General features: G+C 40.3%; 13 protein-coding genes. 3 read left to right on the forward strand and 10 right to left on the reverse strand.

What is annotated here, in order from left to right:
- Positions 1 to 29: 29 nt before the first annotated feature.
- From QK890_RS02225 to QK890_RS02270, 10 genes are all read right to left on the reverse strand, one after another.
- Complete coding sequence (locus QK890_RS02225; protein ID WP_008025582.1) at positions 30 to 407, reverse strand: Imm10 family immunity protein; 378 nt, start codon at positions 405 to 407, stop codon at positions 30 to 32.
- A gap of 58 nt (positions 408 to 465) precedes the next feature.
- Positions 466 to 1,320: a hypothetical protein gene (locus QK890_RS02230; RefSeq protein WP_137572316.1), complete on the reverse strand. Its 855-nt coding sequence runs from the start codon at positions 1,318 to 1,320 to the stop codon at positions 466 to 468.
- A gap of 22 nt (positions 1,321 to 1,342) precedes the next feature.
- The gene (locus tag QK890_RS02235; protein ID WP_008627650.1) at positions 1,343 to 1,918 is read right to left on the reverse strand and encodes a hypothetical protein; all 576 of its coding nucleotides are present in this window, start codon (positions 1,916 to 1,918) and stop codon (positions 1,343 to 1,345) included.
- Positions 1,919 to 1,993: 75 nt separating this feature from the next.
- On the reverse strand, positions 1,994 to 2,743 hold the full coding sequence (locus tag QK890_RS02240) for a hypothetical protein (protein ID WP_032543558.1): 750 nt from the start codon (positions 2,741 to 2,743) through the stop codon (positions 1,994 to 1,996).
- A gap of 75 nt (positions 2,744 to 2,818) precedes the next feature.
- Positions 2,819 to 3,031 carry a hypothetical protein gene (locus QK890_RS02245; protein WP_234157059.1) on the reverse strand — a complete coding sequence of 71 codons (213 nt, stop codon included), beginning with the start codon at positions 3,029 to 3,031 and terminating at the stop codon, positions 2,819 to 2,821.
- A gap of 63 nt (positions 3,032 to 3,094) precedes the next feature.
- Positions 3,095 to 3,715 carry a hypothetical protein gene (locus QK890_RS02250; protein WP_052510105.1) on the reverse strand — a complete coding sequence of 207 codons (621 nt, stop codon included), beginning with the start codon at positions 3,713 to 3,715 and terminating at the stop codon, positions 3,095 to 3,097.
- 73 nt (positions 3,716 to 3,788) lie between these two features.
- The gene (locus tag QK890_RS02255) at positions 3,789 to 4,907 is read right to left on the reverse strand and encodes a site-specific integrase (protein WP_234190891.1); all 1,119 of its coding nucleotides are present in this window, start codon (positions 4,905 to 4,907) and stop codon (positions 3,789 to 3,791) included.
- A gap of 645 nt (positions 4,908 to 5,552) precedes the next feature.
- A complete protein-coding gene (locus QK890_RS02260) occupies positions 5,553 to 6,884 on the reverse strand; it encodes a RagB/SusD family nutrient uptake outer membrane protein (protein WP_234190821.1) in 1,332 nt (443 codons plus the stop codon).
- A 21-nt stretch (positions 6,885 to 6,905) separates the two neighbouring features.
- A complete protein-coding gene (locus tag QK890_RS02265; RefSeq protein WP_005805607.1) occupies positions 6,906 to 10,211 on the reverse strand; it encodes a SusC/RagA family TonB-linked outer membrane protein in 3,306 nt (1,101 codons plus the stop codon).
- A 130-nt stretch (positions 10,212 to 10,341) separates the two neighbouring features.
- A complete protein-coding gene (locus QK890_RS02270) occupies positions 10,342 to 12,981 on the reverse strand; it encodes a zinc-dependent metalloprotease (protein ID WP_367627144.1) in 2,640 nt (879 codons plus the stop codon).
- A 257-nt stretch (positions 12,982 to 13,238) separates the two neighbouring features.
- On the opposite strand from QK890_RS02270, the gene QK890_RS02275 reads away from it, so the two are divergent.
- The 3 genes from QK890_RS02275 to QK890_RS02285 are packed head-to-tail and all read left to right on the forward strand — an operon-like array spanning position 13,239 to position 20,883.
- Entirely contained in the window at positions 13,239 to 14,816 is a 1,578-nt protein-coding gene (locus QK890_RS02275; RefSeq protein WP_005805604.1) for a beta-N-acetylhexosaminidase, read from the forward strand.
- A gap of 23 nt (positions 14,817 to 14,839) precedes the next feature.
- Positions 14,840 to 18,013, forward strand: coding sequence for an exodeoxyribonuclease V subunit beta (locus QK890_RS02280; protein ID WP_032539356.1), 3,174 nt, complete (start codon positions 14,840 to 14,842; stop codon positions 18,011 to 18,013).
- Positions 18,010 to 20,883: a PD-(D/E)XK nuclease family protein gene (locus QK890_RS02285; protein WP_234190819.1), complete on the forward strand. Its 2,874-nt coding sequence runs from the start codon at positions 18,010 to 18,012 to the stop codon at positions 20,881 to 20,883. The genes QK890_RS02280 and QK890_RS02285 overlap by 4 nt, the downstream gene beginning before the upstream one ends.
- Positions 20,884 to 20,923: the final 40 nt, after the last annotated feature.

A 20,923-nucleotide genomic window follows, 5' to 3' on the forward strand; every position in this document is an offset into this window, starting at 1 on the left:
TTTAAGCAGTAGTGCTGTTTGTTAGCAACTTATTCAATAATCAAAATATCTCCAAAGATATTTGAAAGCATTTTTCTATACTCTTTTATATCTTCAATTGCATTATCCTTATATGACACAGTTATTGAAGTAATATCGTCTTCATATTTATGTTTTACTGAAAAGACAATCTCATTTTGACGTATGACGACTTTACTACATAAACCATAACCAGAATTAGATTGATCTGAATATTCAAAGTAGTATGAATCCATACCCAATTTAATATCCTGTTCATCAAACTCTAATGCTCTTTCGACAATTACATATTCTTTGGGTTCATTCTTATCATCTGCGAAACCGACTAAATATGAATTGTCTTCTGTTACTTCATATACTATATCATTTGCTATAAAGTTTATTTCCATATTTCACCTGTTTTAATCATTTGCTAATGGTTTGTGAATAACTGACCGTTAGGGCAGTTCATTCGCTTGTTATCAATATTTTAATCTGCTCTAATGTATGCGAATAATGTTTCTTGTTTGGTGTGAAGTACACTTCTTTCAATATAGGGTTTGCCAACAAGGGAGATAAATCTCCATTTTTGCAATTCCAAAACTTGAATGATGACAAGGATTTCATGCTTTTAATAAATTCCAAATCGTCCAAATCCGAAATGAAAAGATTATGAATATTCCGGTTATTCGCCAGCATAGAATAATCATGTAGTCTGCTATTCTTTTCAAATGAAACTTCTCCGGCATAATCCAAAAGGTTGATACAGCCAATATCGGTTAGCTTTCTATTATGCCCAAAAACTAAGGTATCAATCCGAACCAAATCTTTTATGCCTCGTAAACATTCTATTTGTGATTGATAGATATGTAATATTTTTATAGATTTCCAACCGGAAAACAACAACATATCTTTCCCTGTAAATTTGCTGATAACCGCACTCTCTAATTGTTCCAGCTTATCCAAATTTAGAAAGTTCTTATTATAAAAGATTCCAATATTCCGAAGTGATGAAAAACGAGCAAAATCTATATGCAAATCCACTTTCTGACAATAGAATGTTTTTAATCTTTCAAGAGAGTATATATATTCAAAATTGGATACATTTGTAGTATTAACATTCATAAACGATAGGAATACAATTTGATTAGCCACTTTCTCGAAAAGCCTGAAATCCATTATTGTATCAACAATATTCCATGTGTCAACTTGTAAACCGTCACAATCATTCGCAAGGGCATATTCTATACCTTGTTCAAACTCTTTTGGTTCAAGCATTAATTTTTTCTTGCATTTATTTGTTTCAGAATCATGTATTCGCATACTCAACTTTTTATTGATAATGTTATGTGAATAACTGACCGTTAGGGCTGTTTATTCGTTTGTTATATGCTGTTTCTAAATCACTGAAAATATGAAAACCTATATATGATTTAAGATTAGGGCATTCTTCTCTATAATAACAATCCCAATAGCTAATCATCTGACTTCTTGTTCTATTATAAAACACGTTATTTTCAGATATAAAGTCAAGGTAATTTTCAATATTATTTTCTAAGTGAATTTTTATGTCAATTAATATATCTTTTACATATTCACCTAATAACCTAAAACTGAACGGAATAACCCAATACTCTGTACAAAATAATAGATTGTGCAAATGCTTCTGTCTAATAAAACCATTATCATGTCTTGTGAAAATGCAATCTAAAATATGTTTCTGTATAGTAGTCAAATTTCCAGATACAGGTTCACTAAAGTATATCCGTTCCGGTATTGTTAAGAGTATATCATTAATTTTGACGCTATACGACCTTTCATGAATATCTTTGTCCTTGATTTTCAAATTATCAATAACTACTTGAACATCCTCTTTTAAATTTAGAGGGAAACACATTATTAGTTCTTCTTTTCTATTCATTCGCATATAATGTCCGGCAGATAATCAACCTTTAGGGGAGATTCATCCGTTTGTTACCGACGTTTTTGTTACTGATTATCTTTTATTCTCCTTGTCGTAATAGTATGTACTACAATACCGTTCATATGAAATATTATTCTTATTCAAATAATCTTCAAAATCGGCATACCGTTCCAGTTGTTGTAGATATTCTCTATATGCGGCATAAAATTTTCGGCAATCTTCTATAAGGATTTTGTCATTGTCAATTTTTAGTTTGTTTGAAATGGTTTGGAATCTATCAACAGAACTTAGCATATCCGGTATATCCGAAATATTTGCTCCATTCACACCATTCAAAACGCCATATGGAATTTCATGTATTGAATACCATAAAATCTCTTTCCCAATGAAATATTTTACTTTTAACGCATCTTCATTATCCGGCTCTTTTTCAAGAACCATATCAGCTAACTGAAATGGACTGTATTTATAATTGCTCTCATTAGAAAAGATAGATACGGGACTATCGGATGACCTATATAAAATCGCATCCTTACCACGCAGACAGTAGAATAGGAATTTCAATCCTTCGATGTCTCCATTTCTAATATCAACATTAACTGCTGGGACTATTACATTCTCGATAAAAACTTTGTTATAGCTTATATCTTTGTATTTATCCCAAAACTCGTATAATTCAGGAATAGTTAGATTGCCGTCTGCATATTGTGTCTTAGCCCATTCCGTCAAAAGAATGTGCCGCTGTTTCCGTTCGGGCTTGCTAAGATATTCCTTTCGGAATTTCAAGCATATATCAAGATAATCAGTCAATATTTGTTTCATTATTTTTGTTTTCTCGTCGGTAATGGGATGCAGATAGCAACTTATTAAAGTTGCTTATCTGCGTGTTATCCGCATTTACATTTCATCGAAAATTGAATCTAAAAGACTATTCAATTCGTCGTCTGTAAGATTGAAATTTTCTTGTTCAATTTTCATACTCTCGTATATTTCAGCCATTGCCTCGCCTTCGGTAGAGAAAAACTGGTCGGCTGATTTTATACTGTACTCGTCAACAAGCATTTTTCTAAATACTTGTTTGGCTTCTTCGATTTTCTTTTCTTTTTCCATATCTGTTTTTTTATTGCGGATAATGTCCGGCAGATAAACAGCCTTAAATGTTTCATCTGTTTGTTAGCAGCCTTTTTTCGTTTTATAGATTATTTCAGAATATCCATTTGGAAATGATTGGGTAATAGTTTCTAAACTCCCATCGTCCTGATATTGGAATCTGTGAATTAAGTCACCACCGTTTTTGCCATCAATATCATATTGTTTAATTTCAATATGTGTCAAGGCATTTTCATTATAGATGTAATTCTCTTCACGGCTACCACGACTACCACATGACTGTAACCGTTTCAACTTTCCGCCCTCGAAAAAGTAATGGCGTACATTTATCAAACGTTTACCATTATTATATAGAATACTTTTCACAAAATTGTCTGTATAATATAGGAAAGTGTGATAAAACTGATTTTCAATCGAACAACCAACCTTAACTTCGACTATTTGATTTTGATTATTAAACCCGTAAATACAAAGATTTTTGGTGCTTTTTACTGTATCAGGACGCTTTACAGGTTTTCCTTGTCTGAAACCATTACGCTGATAGGAATATGGGGTAAGTTCATAAAACTCGCCCTTATACAACTCAGTCCTGACAACATCGCTTTCTATTTGTTGTCTTATGGTTTCAAAATCATTTTTCAATGCTTCAAATTCAGTTCTTAAAGTTTCTTCAATCATTTCCATTTATTTGGGGTTGCTAACGTTATGCTAACAGCGGTCATTTAATGTTTCGCTGTTATTTTCTCTAAGTATTTTATTAAATCTCTTCTTCCAAAATATCGTCCAACGGGCTTTTGATCTTACTTTTATAAGTGTCTGCAATATGGACGTACATCTCTGTTGTCTTAATATTTTCATGCCCCAACAGTTCTTTTATGATTTTCAAGTCTGTTCCTTGTTCTATCAAATGTGTAGCGAACGAATGGCGGAACAAATGGGGATATACTCTTTTTGTTATTCCTGCTTCATGGGCTATCTCTTTCAATTTTTTGGAAACGATACTTTCAGAGAATTGTACTCCGGCTTCACGTTCAAAAAGCCACTTTTCCGGCTGATATGCTATCCTATATTCTTCCAGTTTATTGATAAACGGTTTGGATAGCAGCGTATATCGGTCTTTCTTCCCTTTTCCCTGTCGCACATGTATCAGTGAACGGGAAATTTTTATATCATCCGGTTTTAAATTCAGCAATTCGCTGATACGAAGCCCTGCCGAGTACAGCAGTGAATACATGCAATAAAACCGCAAATCTTCTTTAGCTACTGTTAGAAAGTCTTTCACTTCTTCCTTGCTCAATACATCCGGCAGTGTCTTCTCACGTTTTGCACGGTTTACCTTGTAGCAGTGACGTTCGTTACCCAGCACCTTTTCATAATAGAACTTGATTGCGTTGATACGTTGGTTCTGTTGGCAGGAAGAGATATTTTTCTTATCTATCAGTTGAAGCAGGTAGGCATTTATTTCGTCCGGCGAAATCCTTTTCAGGTTACTTCCGGTAAAATACTGTTGAAAATCTCCGATATAGGTAGTATATACCCGTATTGTATGATCGCTGTAACGCATCTGTTTCAGCTTTTCCAAAAAGCCCGCAGGCAGTTCCGGGCGGATGGTCTTTTCTTTCTCCGGTTTATTTGTAGTGTCTGTTACTTTGGAATAGTCAATAAATGCAAGATTCACATAACGGTCGAAGAACTCTGCCAAAACAAAGTCTTCTGCCGACAGGTATGCCTTGTTACTTTCAAACAGCACACCCTTCTCCTTTGACAACAATAGTCTTGCAGCATCGTTATTTCCGAAAGCGACCTCAATATACCTTCTCCTTCTCCGTATGGAGCGGGAGAGAATCATGCGTTCTTTTTTCCGGTATGTTTTTATATTCTTTATTTCGTCAGGCATAATGTCTGTGTTATATGGCTTCTTATTTACTAAATGACGATATTGGGCAAATTTACGCTATTTCCTTCTATTCTCTATTCTGATTTTTATCACATACATTCTGATAATTCATCAATATAGGTATTATGCCTCTAAAAATACGGTTTTGTCCAATCACCCACAAAGGAATCTGTTAGTTTTTTCCTATATCCTATAAAATATAACAATACGGCTCCTCGTTTCGGAAGAATTCCCAATTAACAATGTTAATACTATTCTTAAAGTATTCCATTCTTGAATAGAAAGAATAAATCTTTTGCACTTAAAAGACTTCTTCTTTATCATCAAAAGCCTTGCTTTAACACTGTGTTAAAACAAAGCTTTGACCGACAAGCAACAAAGCGTCATAATCATCTAATTTGCAAACATATACATAAAACATTCAATTCATATCCCCTGAATTCCGTTCATACATTCTAAAAGAAGATAATTACTTTTCTGACAAGTAAAGTTTCATTCTAAATCAATACTAACGTAAGCTATTTATTAGGGCACAGCGATAAATTACAAATAAAAAGAGCCGCAAAGTCTTTTTATAGACTCTGCGGCTTGGGTTGTGTGTGCTTTTTTAGATCTTCATGTGTATTAGTTGGCTAATCCCGGATTGGCAGCAATAGCATCTTTCGGAATAGGAATCGTATAGCGCGGATCATCCTGTTCCAGTATATAGGTTTCGCCTTGGAGGACTTTCACAATCCGTGGACGCGTAGTACGACGAAGGTCAAACCAGCGATGTCCCTCAAAAGCAAGTTCACGGGCACGTTCATTCAATATTTCACCAATCAAAGCATCTTTATCCATTGTATTCACAGCATTCTTTTTCTCAACATAAGCTACGGGAGTGTAACGTTTCTGCATCAGTTCCAAAAGACGTGTACGTGCCTGCGGCAATTTGTCCAGACGCGCAGCAGCCTCGGCTGCATTAAGATAAAGTTCACCTACACGGAAAGTACAGGAGTAATCTCTTTTCCCTCCTTTAGAACTCTTTCGATTTCCATTTTCATCGGGAGCAGCAAAATAGGCAGCCAATCTCCTGTCACCTTCCTGATAAATAGTAAGAAAAGGGGCAGGAGCCCATGCGGCGTTATTGACTACTGAACTCATAACTTGCTCCAATGCCGTTATGGTTTCAACTGATTCAAAATGATTAGGCAGGACAAAGGAGGCTTCGTTCATATCAACAAGAACAGATTTTTTTGCTAATACTGCTTCGGCAGATTCCAGACATTTCTGCCACTCACCCATATATAGGCTGACACGGGACTGCAATGCATCTACTGCCAAAACGCTGAACCGATAAGAGAAAACTGTTTCCCATTCTTCTTTGTTTATCAGTTCACGAGCCCGTTCGATATCTGACAAAATAGAAATATAAACTTCTTCTACAGTATTGCGTCCTAATGTCTTTTCAATATCCGTATCCAACTTCAAAGGTACTGACTTTGAACTCAAGGCTCCGGGCTTAGTATATGGCTGACCATGTAAGTTTACCAAAACAAAATGCATATAAGCACGAAGTAGATAGGCCTCCCCCACCAGCTGGTTCACTACTTCAGGAGTGCCCTCTGTAATTTCTTTTTCATTCTCGATCAACTGGTTAGCTATAAAAAGTACATTATAGAAATTGGACCAGGTAAACTGATTCGTTCCCGGAAACGGAGAAACATCATTCCAACGTTCGATGTCTCCGAATGAATTCCGGTCGTATTCATTATCATTCACCATCATCTCGTCCGAACGGAAACAAGCTTGTCCGCGGTCCTTCGGTACATTCAGATAAGCACGCGCCAATAAAGCGCGATACTCTTCAGCAGTTTGGGGGATCACGCTTCCCACCGGTTTTATGTCCAGATAACTATCACAGGCAGATAGCATCAACAGACAACTCAATAAAGTCAAAACATATATTTTTTTCATCTTCTTTTTTCTGCTTAATGATTAAAAATTTAAATTCAAGCTAAACGTTACTGATTTAGGAATGGGCGGTGCATACGGATTGTACATTGATTCCGGATCGAGGAAATTTTTGTAGCTTGAACCAAATACAAGTAGATTACGTCCTTCAATAGCTACCGAAGCTGACCCCATTCCTAAAGCTTTGGTCATTTTCTCCGGTAAACGATAACCTAAACGCAGATTCTGCAAACGGAAATAGTTCAGCTTCTTCACCCAAATATCCAGATGCCGATATATATCACTCTTTTGATCATACCAATAATACTCATCAGCACGTTTTTCACTGGTAATCAATGCCGGTAAATGTCCGTCGGTGTTTTCCGGAGTCCAACGATCCAAAATGTCACGATTCACATTCTGTCCCCGATCAAAATTGATAGAGTTATAGGAAGGGGTCGTACGTACATATCCTCCTAAATTAAAGGATAAATTCGCTGTCAACTCCCAGTTTTTATAACTGAATGTATTGATCAGACCACCGGTATAAGGAGTATCTTCCGAACCCATATATGAATAAAATCCACGTTCTTCTGCCGGAGTTACATCCGAACTAACCGTAAAACCTAATCCATAAGGATCCTGTAAGCGATACAGTTCTTTCAAAGTAACCTTCTTCCCTTCTTTATCATAGAACAGAGGATAACCATCCGCATCCAATCCGGCAGTCTTTATCGCAAAAATAGCACTGACCGGATATCCTTCACGCCCCGGAGTAGTCTGAGCCTCCGGAATAGCTTCCTGCAATACCTTGTTGTTATTGTAGGCAAAGTTGAAGTTCGTATACCATGAGAAATTTTTGGTAGCAACGTTTCGTGTGGAAAGAGATACTTCCACACCTTTATTGGTCATACTCGCCCAATTGACACTGGTCGAAACAAAACCGGTTTCAAGAGGCAACATTTGTCTTCCGATCAGATCTGTACCTTTACGATAGTAATAATCCACACTCAGGTTAATTGCCTGATTGAGTACCGAGAAATCAAACCCAACATTCACGGATTGAGTTTTCTCCCAACGAAGTTTCTTGTTCGGAGCCGAGTTTATATCGATCATATGTTCGGATCCACCCGGTAAAATATTGTCTACCACATATTTGCCCAACAAGAAAGGAGAAGTGTTTTTATCTATATTTCCCTGAATACCATATGAAGCACGGAATGCAAGATTATCCATCCACTTTCTGGCTCCCTGCATAAAAGGTTCATTCGATAACCGCCATAATCCACTTATTGAATACAGAGGAAGATAACGGTACTTCTTATCGACACCAAATAAATCCGAACCGTCAAAACGGATGCTTCCTCCGAATGTATAACGGTTCATCAACGAATAGGAAGCTGTGGAGAAGAAAGAAACATAAGCATTCTCTTTATACGTTTTCTTATGGAGTGGAAATTGTTTGGCACGATCTTCGTCCGGAAAGATAACCGGCTTCGTAGTCAACGTCTGTCTGTCGAAACCATATCCCGCGGAAAAGAGTGTCTCATACCAGGTTTTACGCAATTCAGTACCCACCATTATTTCCAGTTCATGAATATCATTGAAGCTATCCCGATATTCTCCCATTGCCTTCCAGGTAATCTGAGAATTCGTGTTTTCATATGCTTTGTGCACGCCTCCGTCCGGTATGAAGTATTTGTTGCTTTGAGAAGCAGAATCCCAATATTTACTGTTCTTACGGGTTAAACGCATTGAGAAACTTTCCTGGTCGGCAATCTGTTCTTTTGAGGCCTTATCTAATTGCAACCCAAGCTGGGTAGTAAACTTCAGCTTATCATTGAATCTCAGTTCAGCATCGAAAATAGATGAAATCGCATTAATTGTCTCTTCGTTCGATGTATTTTTACGTTCCTCAAAAATATTAAAACCTAAATCTGTATCAGAAGTATTTTGTACATCGAAATCGTACACGTAATTTCCATTTGCGTCGAAAGGCTGATAATATGGATTGGCCTTGCGTGAATAATAAACCGGATTCACTAATCCGTACGTATCTGTCAGGTAAGTTTTGTTATTACGACGGTTGGCAAACAAAGAAGCACCGAACTTTAACATGCGGTTGACTTTATACGAAGTCTTCGCTACAATATTCAAACGATCCAACCCAACACCTTTTACGTTACCGTTTTCTTTATAATATCCGATAGAGGTATAATAGGTTACACGTTCGTTACCTCCCGAAAGGCTCAAACTATACTCCTGATTAAAAGCATCACGAAAGAGAATATCATTCCAATCGGTTTCAGTATCCCGTAACCGGTTGATATCGGCTTGCGCTTCAGAAGTCAATGCTCCCCAGCCCCCGTTTTTGTATGCATCGGTCAGACCGTAGCCGGAAATGATTTTAGAGACTCCACCCTTATTATTCCCATAGGCAAAATTAGAACGGAGCAGTTCAAGTTCCAGATCTACTTTCTCCTGAGAGTTCAACAGATTCAAACGCTTGGAACTCAGTGTAGGCATATAAGTAAACTTTGAAGAAAAGTTAATCACCGGCTTCCCTACTTTTCCTTTTTTAGTAGTTATCACAATCACACCATTTGCAGCGCGAGCCCCGTAAATGGCAGTAGCAGCCGCATCCTTCAGTACGGTAATATTTTCAATATCCGCAGGATTCAATCCGGCAATAGACGACTGTTGTATATTAGAAATATCATTCAAGATCTCTGGCTGAGGTACATCCGTACCTTCCAATGGAATACCATCCAGAACCCACAACGGATCCTGAGTTCCATTTAATGACGAAGTTCCACGAATACGTATTTTTGCCGGTGCACCGGGTGCACCGGAAGTAGAGGTTACGGAAAGTCCGGCAATTTGTCCGGCCAATGCCTGATCGATACTTTTTACAGCACCAATAGTTTCATCCGAAATGTTCAGCTTCCCAACGGCAGCTGTCAGTTTACGACGTTCTACAGTTTGATAACCGGTCACTACTACTGCATCAAGCATTTGTGCCGATGGAGAAAGAGTTATTTCATATTGATTCTTCCCGGGAACAAGCTTAATTTCCTGCACATCATATCCTACATAACTACAGAATAGACGAGTTACTCCCTCGGGTACTGAAATATTGAATTTACCATTTATGTCGGTAATCACTCCTGTCATTGTCGGAGAGTTGCCGTCTTTTGACAGATCCTCTGCCTTTATATAGACAGAAGCACCTATCAACGGCATATTATCTTCCGATGAGATCACCACTCCTTGAACTTGCCTGTCGGCGGCAAATGCAGAAGTCAATGCTCCGACAAAAGACAATAAAAGAATAAAAACGTGTCTTTTCATTTGTTACATCCTATAAAATTAATACTCATTTTGAAAACTGTCTTTTATTTATATAAATACACAAAGCCCCTCGCTCAGCAAATAAAATCGTTGAGTGTTTGTCAGAGGGAACTTTGTGTTTTTGGTGTATTTACTTAGAAATGCCTAACGCAGTGTTGATACGCAAAATCAAATCTTTATAATGATATTTGGTGGCTACATCCGATGTACCCAGACGGCTCTGGAGCAAATCTTTAATGCGGAGCAGCTCTCCCCGTTTCACTGAAATGGCATCGGAAATACGATTTATCTGAGAACCATAAAAATTCAGTTCACGGCGTGCCCCCATACGGTCGGCGTATGCCGAACGATGTGCATGATCGTCACAACTGCAAAGCGGTGCCTGATGATCGAACAAGAAATGGTTATCGGTCAACTTTTTGTTCACCTTCACTCCTTCGCTTTCGGCAGCAGCAGTAATCAATGCATCTACAAAGCCTTTTTGCAAATTGCGGGTCATCACATCGGGTAAGCCGCCACGCTCGGTTACGGCAAAAATCCCCTTATGCAGACCATCCATCATTTCCACGGCTGTGAAAGCCTTTCTGCCGTTTACAGACTCATTCTCAAACATACGCATCAGGCGATTATTTGATAGCAAGTCCCAAAAGATATAGGACTGTGCATTTTTCAACACTTGAGTCGGTGCATTCTCCACTACTCCTAAAGGTGTATTTCTGAGCAGATAAGTATATTGTGCAACCTCCGGATCGAACAACCACTTAGGATAACACAATACTTCATCGAGCAAAAACTTCAAAGCAGCCTGCTGCTTCTCTTTTTCCACAAACGTATAAGTCTTCTCGCCATCACCTACGGTTGTATTCTCAATATAGATACCCCCGATATTTGCCATCACATGATAGAGATAATTATTCCATTGATTGATAACTGCGTAATACAAACGTGACGCCTCTTCGTATGTCTGCCCTTTCTCCCCGGTAGTGGTCCACTGGATTATTTGAGGAACAATACGCTTCAAATTGGCAATACCATACTGCGAAGAACGGATGGGGTCATCACCAAGATCCTCGTTCTGCGCACGAGGGTCAACGGCATCCCGGGGATCCTGTGCCTCGCTATACTTGTAAAGCCGATCGGTATGTTTTGCCAGAAAATCCTGCAACAATCCTTTTTCTTCTTCCGGAGTCTGTTTGCCATACCAACGGTAACCGTATTCTATGGCAAAAATATCATAAGGTCCGATATGAGGTGACAAAGCTTTCACACCGTCACCGGGCTGTGCCACATAATTAAAGCGGGCATAGTCCATTATGGATGATGAAGTAGAATTCATCCGGTCGGTAAATGCTTTCGAACGAAGAGAGTCGGTAGGAAAAGCCCAAGAACCCATCATATTATGACGTAACCCGAGTGAATGCCCTACTTCATGGCAAGCGACAAAACGCATAGCATCCCCCATCAGACTATCCGGCAGTGTTACGCCGCGAGCTTCGGGACGAACCACACCGGTTTGTACCGTAATCCACTCCTGAAGCATTGAAAGCACATTATGCCACCACATTATATCAGCCTCAAGTATTTCCCCCGAACGCGGATCAAGAATAGAGGGTCCCATCGCATTTGCCTTGGTAGATGCGGCATATGTCAATACAGAGTAGTTTACATCATCCATATCCACCTCCATATCATCGGTAATATCTTTGGCTATAATGGCATTCTTAAATCCGGCACGCTCAAAAGCTACCTGCCAGTCTTCAATTCCCTGTTTGATATACTTCCTCCACCGATAAGGCGTAGAGTTTTCTATATAAAATACAATGGGCTTCTGGGGCTCTACCAGTTCACCGCGCAGATATGCTTCCCTGTCCTCAGGCTTTGGTTCAAGACGCCAGCGGGTAATGAATTGTTTTTTATTCACCCGTTGTTGACCATCACTGAAGTTAGTCAGAGGATTAGTAAAATACCCCACGCGAGGATTATCCAGACGTCCGGTCATCGGCACTTCGGGAAGCAACAGGATAGACGAACTTACCTCCACTGTCACGTAGATAGTAGTAGTCCCTTCTGTGACACGTGTAGTGAGTTCTGAAGTTGCCACTACATTATTATCGAAAGACTTAATGGATAAAATTCTCGATAAGTTCTTTATAGCCGATGTTCCCAGATTAATATTGGTAAATACGTTATTAATACTTGTCTCCGTACCATCATATATATCGTTTACCTTAATCAACATGCTGGTAGAGTCATTATTATATGCCTCTATCTTGAAACCGGCTATTAACGGAGATATATAGTTGTCCTTCACCGATTGGCTGATAGCATCTTCGGATGGAGAAAGAGGCAAAGGCCGACTTTGACGGATTAATAATTTATTAGCCGGCTTGTCCAGTTCCAAACGGATCATTTGGTTCTCATAGTTAGTTCCGCGGTTCACTCCGGCCTCATTCAGTTCCGAAGGTACTCGTTGCAGTTTATTTACTACCAGCATATCACGTCCCAACAAAGTGGCGGGAATCTCAAAGTAGTAATCATTCTTCTTCCGGAACACATTGAACATACCGCGATGAGCGACACTATCGCTTCCCGTCAGTTTCTCATACTCATTCTCAACTTTGACGCTGTCTTGGGGATTACTCTTCTTTTTCTTTTTCGAGAACCATCCCATTTCAGAAATAGCGGGAGGTTCAACACGCATAGCAGCGACAGGCTCGCACAAAAATGAACCGGTGGCCACAGTGGTCAGTAGGATTGTTTTTAGTCTCATGTTAAATCTAATTAGCACTTAACCTTATTCTACGCTATGGAATAAGGGGGCGCAAAGGTAACAAAATAGCCCATAATACCTAATAAGAATGATACATTTTGACTTTTTTTCTCTATTTCATGAGTAAATATCACATTTTTATGCAAGTTTTCGATTAAAAAGAAAGTTCAGTTCTCCCCTCTTTCTGTGCTGAAGTGTCCGTTTTCTCGTACAATAATCGTATATTTGCCGCGAAACTAATTAAATAAATTAATCCCATGAAAAACTATTTAGGACTGATTTTCCTTCTTTTTGCCTTTACGGCAATTGCACAAAACAATCGTTCGGCCCTGTTGCCTATGCCCAATCATATAGAGCAACTGCAAAGTAAACCTTTTAGCCTGACAGGCAAAAATATCTCTATTCATCCAGAGCAACCGGAACTTAAGTTTGCGGCTACCACCCTGCAAGCCATCCTGAAAGATCGGATGCAAATAAATATCCCTCTTTCCGGCTCACGGCAATCAGCCATCCGGTTAACTATTGATCCGCAACTAAACGGGAAAGAACATTATAAACTCAAAATAGATCAGAAAGGAATTACCATTAGCGGAGCCAGTGCAGCAGCTGTCTTCTATGGGGTAATGACGGTTGATCAAATACTTTTAGGAGATGTATGTACCACCAATCGGAAAGAAATGGCTGCAGTCAGCATTGATGACGCTCCACGCTTTGAATATCGGGCTTTAATGCTCGATCCTGCCCGGCATTTTTTGCCGGTAGAAGATGTAAAATTCTACATTGACCAAATGGTACGATACAAATACAATGTGCTTCAACTCCACCTGACAGATGATCAGGGATGGAGAATGGAGATCAAAAAGCACCCGAAGCTTACAGCCGGACAACCTTTTTATACTCAGGAAGAACTAACCGATCTGATTCATTATGCAGCTGAACGCCATATTGAAATAATCCCGGAACTGGACATTCCCGGGCATACGGTCGCTGTATTAGCCGCTTATCCGGAATTGGGATGTACACATACCGATACCATTGAAAAGAATGTGGGTAAAACAGTAGATTTAATGCTTTGCGCCAATAATGAAAAGGTATACACGGTATACAAAGACATTATTGACGAAGTAAGTGCTCTCTTCCCTTCACGCTATATCCATTTGGGAGGCGACGAGGCAGTAATAGAAAAAAACTGGACCAAATGCGAACGCTGCCAAAAGATGATGAAAGAACTGAAATATGAAAAAGCATCTCAGTTAATGATTCCTTTCTTCGACCGAATGCTCAGTTTTGTACGGGCAGATGGAAAACAGCCGATCCTTTGGTGCGAACTGGATAATATTCGTATGCCTGCCAATGACTATCTGTTTCCTTACCCCAAAGATGTGACACTCGTAAGCTGGAGATACGGATTGACACCTACTTGCCAGGAGCTGACCCGACAGCACGGCAACCCTCTGATCATGGCACCGGGAGAATTTGCATATCTCGATTATCCCCAGTTTAAAGGTGATCTTCCGGAATTCAACAATTGGGGAATGCCTGTCACAACGCTCGAAACTTGTTATCAATTTGACCCGGGATACGGAAGACCTGCATCCGAACAAGCACATATTCTGGGCGTAATGGGAACGCTTTGGGGAGAAGCAATAAAAGATATCAACCGGGTAACGTACATGACCTATCCTCGCGGACTGGCATTGGCAGAAGCCGGATGGACCCAAATGGAACATCGCAGCTGGGACTCTTTCAAAGAACGGTTATATCCGAACCTGACCAATTTAATGAAAAACGGTGTTTCAGTGCGCGTGCCGTTTGAAATAGTAAAAAGAAAATAATTATTATCCAACATAAACTGTGAATGAGCGAACTTATTGTCTATAAAGCCTCTGCCGGTTCCGGGAAAACATTCACCCTGGCCGCTGAGTATATCAAGTTGCTAATACAAAACCCGCGTGCCTACCGCCAGATATTGGCAGTGACTTTCACCAATAAAGCTACTGCCGAAATGAAGGAACGTATTCTCAGTCAGCTATATGGAATACATATAGCTGACCCGGACTCGGATGCGTACCTAAAACGCATCATCGCTGAGACAGGCCGTTCGGAAGATGAAATACGAAAAACAGCTGGCATAGCTTTGAGCTACATGCTCCATGATTACAGCCGGTTTCGTGTCGAAACCATCGATTCCTTTTTCCAATCCGTCATGCGTAATCTGGCCCGTGAACTTGAGCTGAGTCCCAACCTGAATATCGAGCTGAATAATATTGAAGTATTAAGTGATGCCGTAGACAGTATGATTGAAAAATTGGGCCCTAATTCACCGGTATTGGCATGGCTACTTGATTACATAAACGAACGCATTGCTGATGACAAACGCTGGAATGTTTCGGATGAGATTAAAAATTTCGGACGCAATATTTTTGATGAAGGGTATATTGAAAAAGGTGACGGTCTCCGTCAACGTCTTCGCGACCCGAATGTAATCCGCGAGTATCGCAAGACATTAAAAGAGATGGAAACAGCCGCTCTTGAACAAATGAAAGATTTCGCTCAGCAGTTTGAAAATGTACTTTCCAGCCAATCGCTAAAGCCAACTGATTTAAAAAACGGTGCTAAAGGGATAGGAAGCTACTTTAATAAGCTCAGGAATGGTATATTGGGGGACGAAATAGCGAATGCAACCGTAGTAAAATGTCTGGAGGAGGAAACAAACTGGGCTGCCAAAACTTCCAGATACTATACTGACATTATCGTATTAGCCTCCTCCATCTTAATGCCGCTTCTGCAAGATGCTGAGCAACATCGCTCACGCAATAACCGGATTGTAAACAGTTGCCGGCTCTCAATGCAACATTTAAACAAAGTACAACTATTGGCTAATATTGATGAAGAGGTACGTCAACTAAATCGTGAAAACAATCGCTTTCTCCTTTCAGACACCAATGCTCTGCTCCATCAACTGGTAAAAGACGGAGACTCTTCTTTTGTGTTTGAGAAAATCGGAACAAACATCCGTAATGTGATGATTGACGAATTTCAGGATACCAGCCGGATGCAATGGGATAACTTTAAACTGTTGCTTCTTGAAGGCCTCTCACAAGGAGCGGACAGCTTGATCGTTGGTGACGTCAAGCAATCTATATATCGCTGGCGAAACGGTGATTGGGGCATCCTGAACGGATTGAACAAACGCCTTGGATACTTTTCCATCCGTACAGAAACACTGAAGACCAACCGACGAAGTGAAACCAATATCATACGGTTCAACAACAGTATCTTTACGGCTGCTGTAGATTATCTGAACGAAATACACAATAAGCAATTGGGAAGCATTTGTGAGCCTTTAATTAATGCATATGCTGATGTGGAGCAAGAATCCCCCCGGAACGAACAAAAAGGATACGTTAAAGTCGAGTTTCTCGAATCAGATGAAAAACACGATTATACCGAACAAACCCTTATCAGCCTCGGAACGGAAGTGGAACATCTGATACAATCGGGTATAAAGCTGAACGATATCGCCATTTTGGTAAGAAAGAATAAAAGTATCCCCCGCATTGCCGATTACTTTGACAAACAACTGCATTATAAGGTTGTGTCTGACGAAGCTTTCCGGCTCGACGCTTCACTTGCCATCTGCATGATGCTGGATGCCCTGCGCTATCTTTCCGATCCGGAAAATCGGATTGTAAAAGCTCAACTTGCAACTAACTATCAGTTACAAGTACTTCATACCGAAAACAATCTTAATTCACTGCTCTTCCATAAGGCTGAAGAACTATTGCCTTCTGTTTTTCTGGAAAGGATGACAGAACTCCGCCTGATGCCTCTCTACGAATTACTGGAAGAACTTTTCAACCTCTTTGAGCTGCACCGCATCAAGCAGCAGGATGCTTATTTATTTGCTTTCTTTGATGCAGTGACCGATTATCTTCAAAGCCACTCTTCAGATCCGGACAGCTTTATCCGATACTGGGACGAAACTTTATCTGGTAAAACAATACCAAGCGGTGAAGTAGAAGGCATACGTATCTTCTCCATCCATAAGTCCAAAGGGTTGGAATTTCATACAGTACTTCTCCCCTTCTGCGACTGGAAAATGGAAAATGAAACAAATAATCAACTCGTTTGGTGCGTACCCCAAGAGTCTCCTTTCAACGAGTTAGATATTGTACCGGTAAACTATTCTTCTGCGATGGCAGAATCGGTATACCGGAATGACTACTTGCACGAGCGCTTGCAACTTTGGGTAGACAACCTGAACCTGCTCTATGTAGCATTTACCCGTGCGGGCAAGAACCTGATTATCTGGAGTCGGAAAGGACAAAGAAACACAATGTCTGAGTTATTGGCCGGAGCATTACCGCAAGCAGCCTGTAAGTTGGAGCAAGAATGGGACGAGGAGCAAGTATATGAGTTTGGTGACCTCTGCCCGTCCGAAGATGAAAAAATGGTCGATTCAGGCAACAAGCTTACACGCAAACCTGAGAAACTTCCGGTTAGCATGGAATCCATGCATCCGGATATTGAGTTCCGGCAATCAAACCGTTCAGCCGATTTCATAAAAGGACTTTCCGAAGAAGAATCGGATGACCGCTTCATAAATCATGGACAATTATTGCATACACTGTTTTCTGCCATTGAAACGAAAGAAGATATAGAATCTGCCATCCAAAAACTGGTATTCGAAGGTGTTATCGGCAGCAAAGAGACAGAAGAGGAAATACGTACTTTGACCATGAAAGCCTTCTCTCTGCCTGAAGTACAGGAATGGTATTCCGGCGAGTGGAAATTGTTTAACGAATGCGCCATCATCTACAAAGATAAAGGAGTATTGCAAACCAGGCGCCCTGACCGAGTGATGATGAAAGACGGGCAAGTCGTCGTAGTGGATTTTAAGTTTGGTAAAGAAAATAAGAAGTACAACAAACAGGTGAAAGGATACATGCAACTCCTCTCCCGAATGGGATATAAAAACATCACAGGCTATCTGTGGTATGTGGAAGAAGAAATAATTGAAAAAGTATGAAAACATTTCTCCAGTTGGTCGCACAGGACCTCTATAGCAAGATAGGGAACGATCTGTCACGTACAGCTATCGTTTTCCCAAATAAACGTGCCAGCCTGTTCTTTAACGAGCATTTAGCCAACCAATCCGATCAACCACTTTGGTCACCTGCTTATGTGAGCATCAGCGAACTGTTCCAACAGCTTTCAGTCTTGAAGTTAGGAGATCCGATTCGTCTGGTATGTGAACTCTACAAGGTATTCCGTGAAGAAACGAAAAGCGAAGAATCACTTGACGATTTCTACTTCTGGGGTGAGCTACTGATAAGCGACTTCGATGACGTGGACAAAAATATGGTTGATGCCGACAAGCTATTTACCAATCTTCAGGACCTGAAAAACGTCATGGACGATTACAACTTTCTCGACGAAGAGCAAGAACAAGCGATCCAACAGTTTTTCCTGAATTTCTCTATTGAAAAGCGAACACTGTTAAAGGAGAAATTTATCTCACTTTGGGATAAATTGGGTAATATATATCGTCAGTACCGAAGGAATCTGGAAGAATCAGGACTTGCATATGAAGGTATGCTCTACCGGAACGTCATTGAACACCTTGAGCCTGAATCATTGAAGTACGATCGTTACGTATTTGTCGGCTTCAATGTACTGAACAAAGTAGAGACCCACTTCTTCCGGCAATTGCAGAGTACGGGAAAGGCCCTGTTCTATTGGGACTACGATGTATTTTATACTCAACTTCCTTCACAACACAAACAACGCCACGAAGCCGGAGAATTTATAAATCGTAATCTCAAACTGTTCCCCAACGAGCTTCCGGCCGAATTGTTTGATGAATTGAGAAAACCCAAGAAGGTCCGTTTTATCTCTTCACCCACCGAAAACGCTCAGGCCTGTTATCTGCCCGAATGGATCAGAGAGAACCTGAGTAGTGAAGAAAAAGAAAATGCTGTCGTTCTATGTAATGAAGCCTTACTCCTTCCTGTCTTGCATTCCATCCCGGAAGAAGTAAGGAACGTTAATATCACCATGGGATTTCCACTGGCACAAACGCCGGTATATAGCTTTATCAATGCCATACTCGAACTGCAAACCAGCGGATACCGTACAGAATCAGGAAGATACACTTATGAGGCCGTACAAACTATATTAAAACATCCGTATACCCGTCGTCTTTCGGACAATGCCGAACCATTGCAACGGGAACTCACTAAAACCAACCGCTTTTATCCTTTTCCTTCCGAATTAAAGAAAGACAGGTTTTTGGATTTATTATTCACTCCCCGTAATGGCATTCGGGAGCTCTGTATTTATATCACGGAATTACTGAAAGAGGTATCTATTCTATACCGTCATGAGCAGGAGAATGATGATATTTTCAACCAACTGTACCGTGAATCTCTTTTTAAGAGTTTCACTCTGGTAAACAGGTTACTCAACTTGATTGACAACGGTGAATTGCAAGTGCGTATAGATACTCTGAAACGCCTGCTGAACAAAATATTAAATGCCGCCAATATCCCCTTCCATGGTGAACCGGCCATAGGAATGCAGATAATGGGAGTTTTGGAAACACGCAATCTTGATTTTCGTAATCTGCTCCTCCTCTCGCTTAATGAAGGACAGTTACCTAAATCGGGAGGCGAATCATCGTTTATTCCATATAACCTACGTAAGGCTTTCGGCATGACTACCATTGAACACAAGAATGCAGTTTATGCCTATTATTTCTATCGCCTGATTCAGCGGGCAGAAAATATCACCCTGATGTATAACACTTCATCGGATGGACTAAACCGGGGAGAATGGTCACGCTTTATGCTACAGTTCCTGATCGAATGGCCACATGAAATCAGCCGTGAATATCTGGAAGCAGGCCAATCACCACAAAACAGCCGGGACATCCGTATCACAAAAACACCGGAAATCATTGATCGTTTATACCAGACCTACGATTTCTCACATAACGCCGATGCCTTAATGCTTTCTCCATCGGCACTGAATACATATCTCGACTGTCGACTGAAGTTTTATTTCCGTTACGTGGCACGTCTCAAAGCCCCCGATGAGGTCAGTGCAGAGATTGATTCCGCTCTGTTCGGAACTATCTTCCACCGTTCGGCTCAATTAGCCTATCTGGACCTGACAGCCCACAAGCAAGAAATACACAAAGAAGATATTGAACGTTTGTTGCGCGATAATGTCCGTCTGCAAAATTATGTCGATACAGCTTTCAAAGAAGAATTTTTTCACGTTCCTCTTGACGAAAAGCCCGAGTATAACGGAGTACAATTAATAAACTCAAAGGTTATCACTTCCTATCTCCGCCAGTTGTTACGTAACGATCTGCAATATGCTCCTTTCCGAATGATAGGTATGGAACAGAAAGTAACGGAAGATATCCAGATAGAAGGCCCCAAAGGAATGTTATCATTAAAGATCGGAGGTACGATTGACCGTATGGACAGTAAAGAAGGTACACTTCGGATTGTGGACTACAAAACCGGAGGAAGCCCCAAAGTGCCGGCGAATGTGGAGCAACTATTCACACCTGCCGAAGGGCGTCCCAACTATATTTTCCAAACCTTTCTTTATGCCGCCATCATGGCACGCCAACAAACATTAAAGGTGGCTCCTTCTCTATTATATATCCATCGGGCAGCTTCCGAAAGCTACTCTCCTGTAATTGAAATGGGAGAAGCACGCAAACCCAAACTACCTGTCGATGATTTTTCTGTTTATGAAAAAGAGTTCCGCGAACGACTATTGGCACTACTTGAGGAAATATACAACGACCAAGAGGAGTTCACCCAAACTGAGGATCTAAAGAAATGCGAATATTGCGATTTTAAAGCTATGTGTAAACGATAAAAAGCTCCCACTGGTATAATCACACGAATGAATCAGACAA

Origin of the sequence: Bacteroides sp. NGMCC 1.200775 (genome assembly GCF_040798045.1) — a bacterium.
In the GTDB taxonomy this organism is placed as follows: domain Bacteria; phylum Bacteroidota; class Bacteroidia; order Bacteroidales; family Bacteroidaceae; genus Bacteroides; species Bacteroides hominis.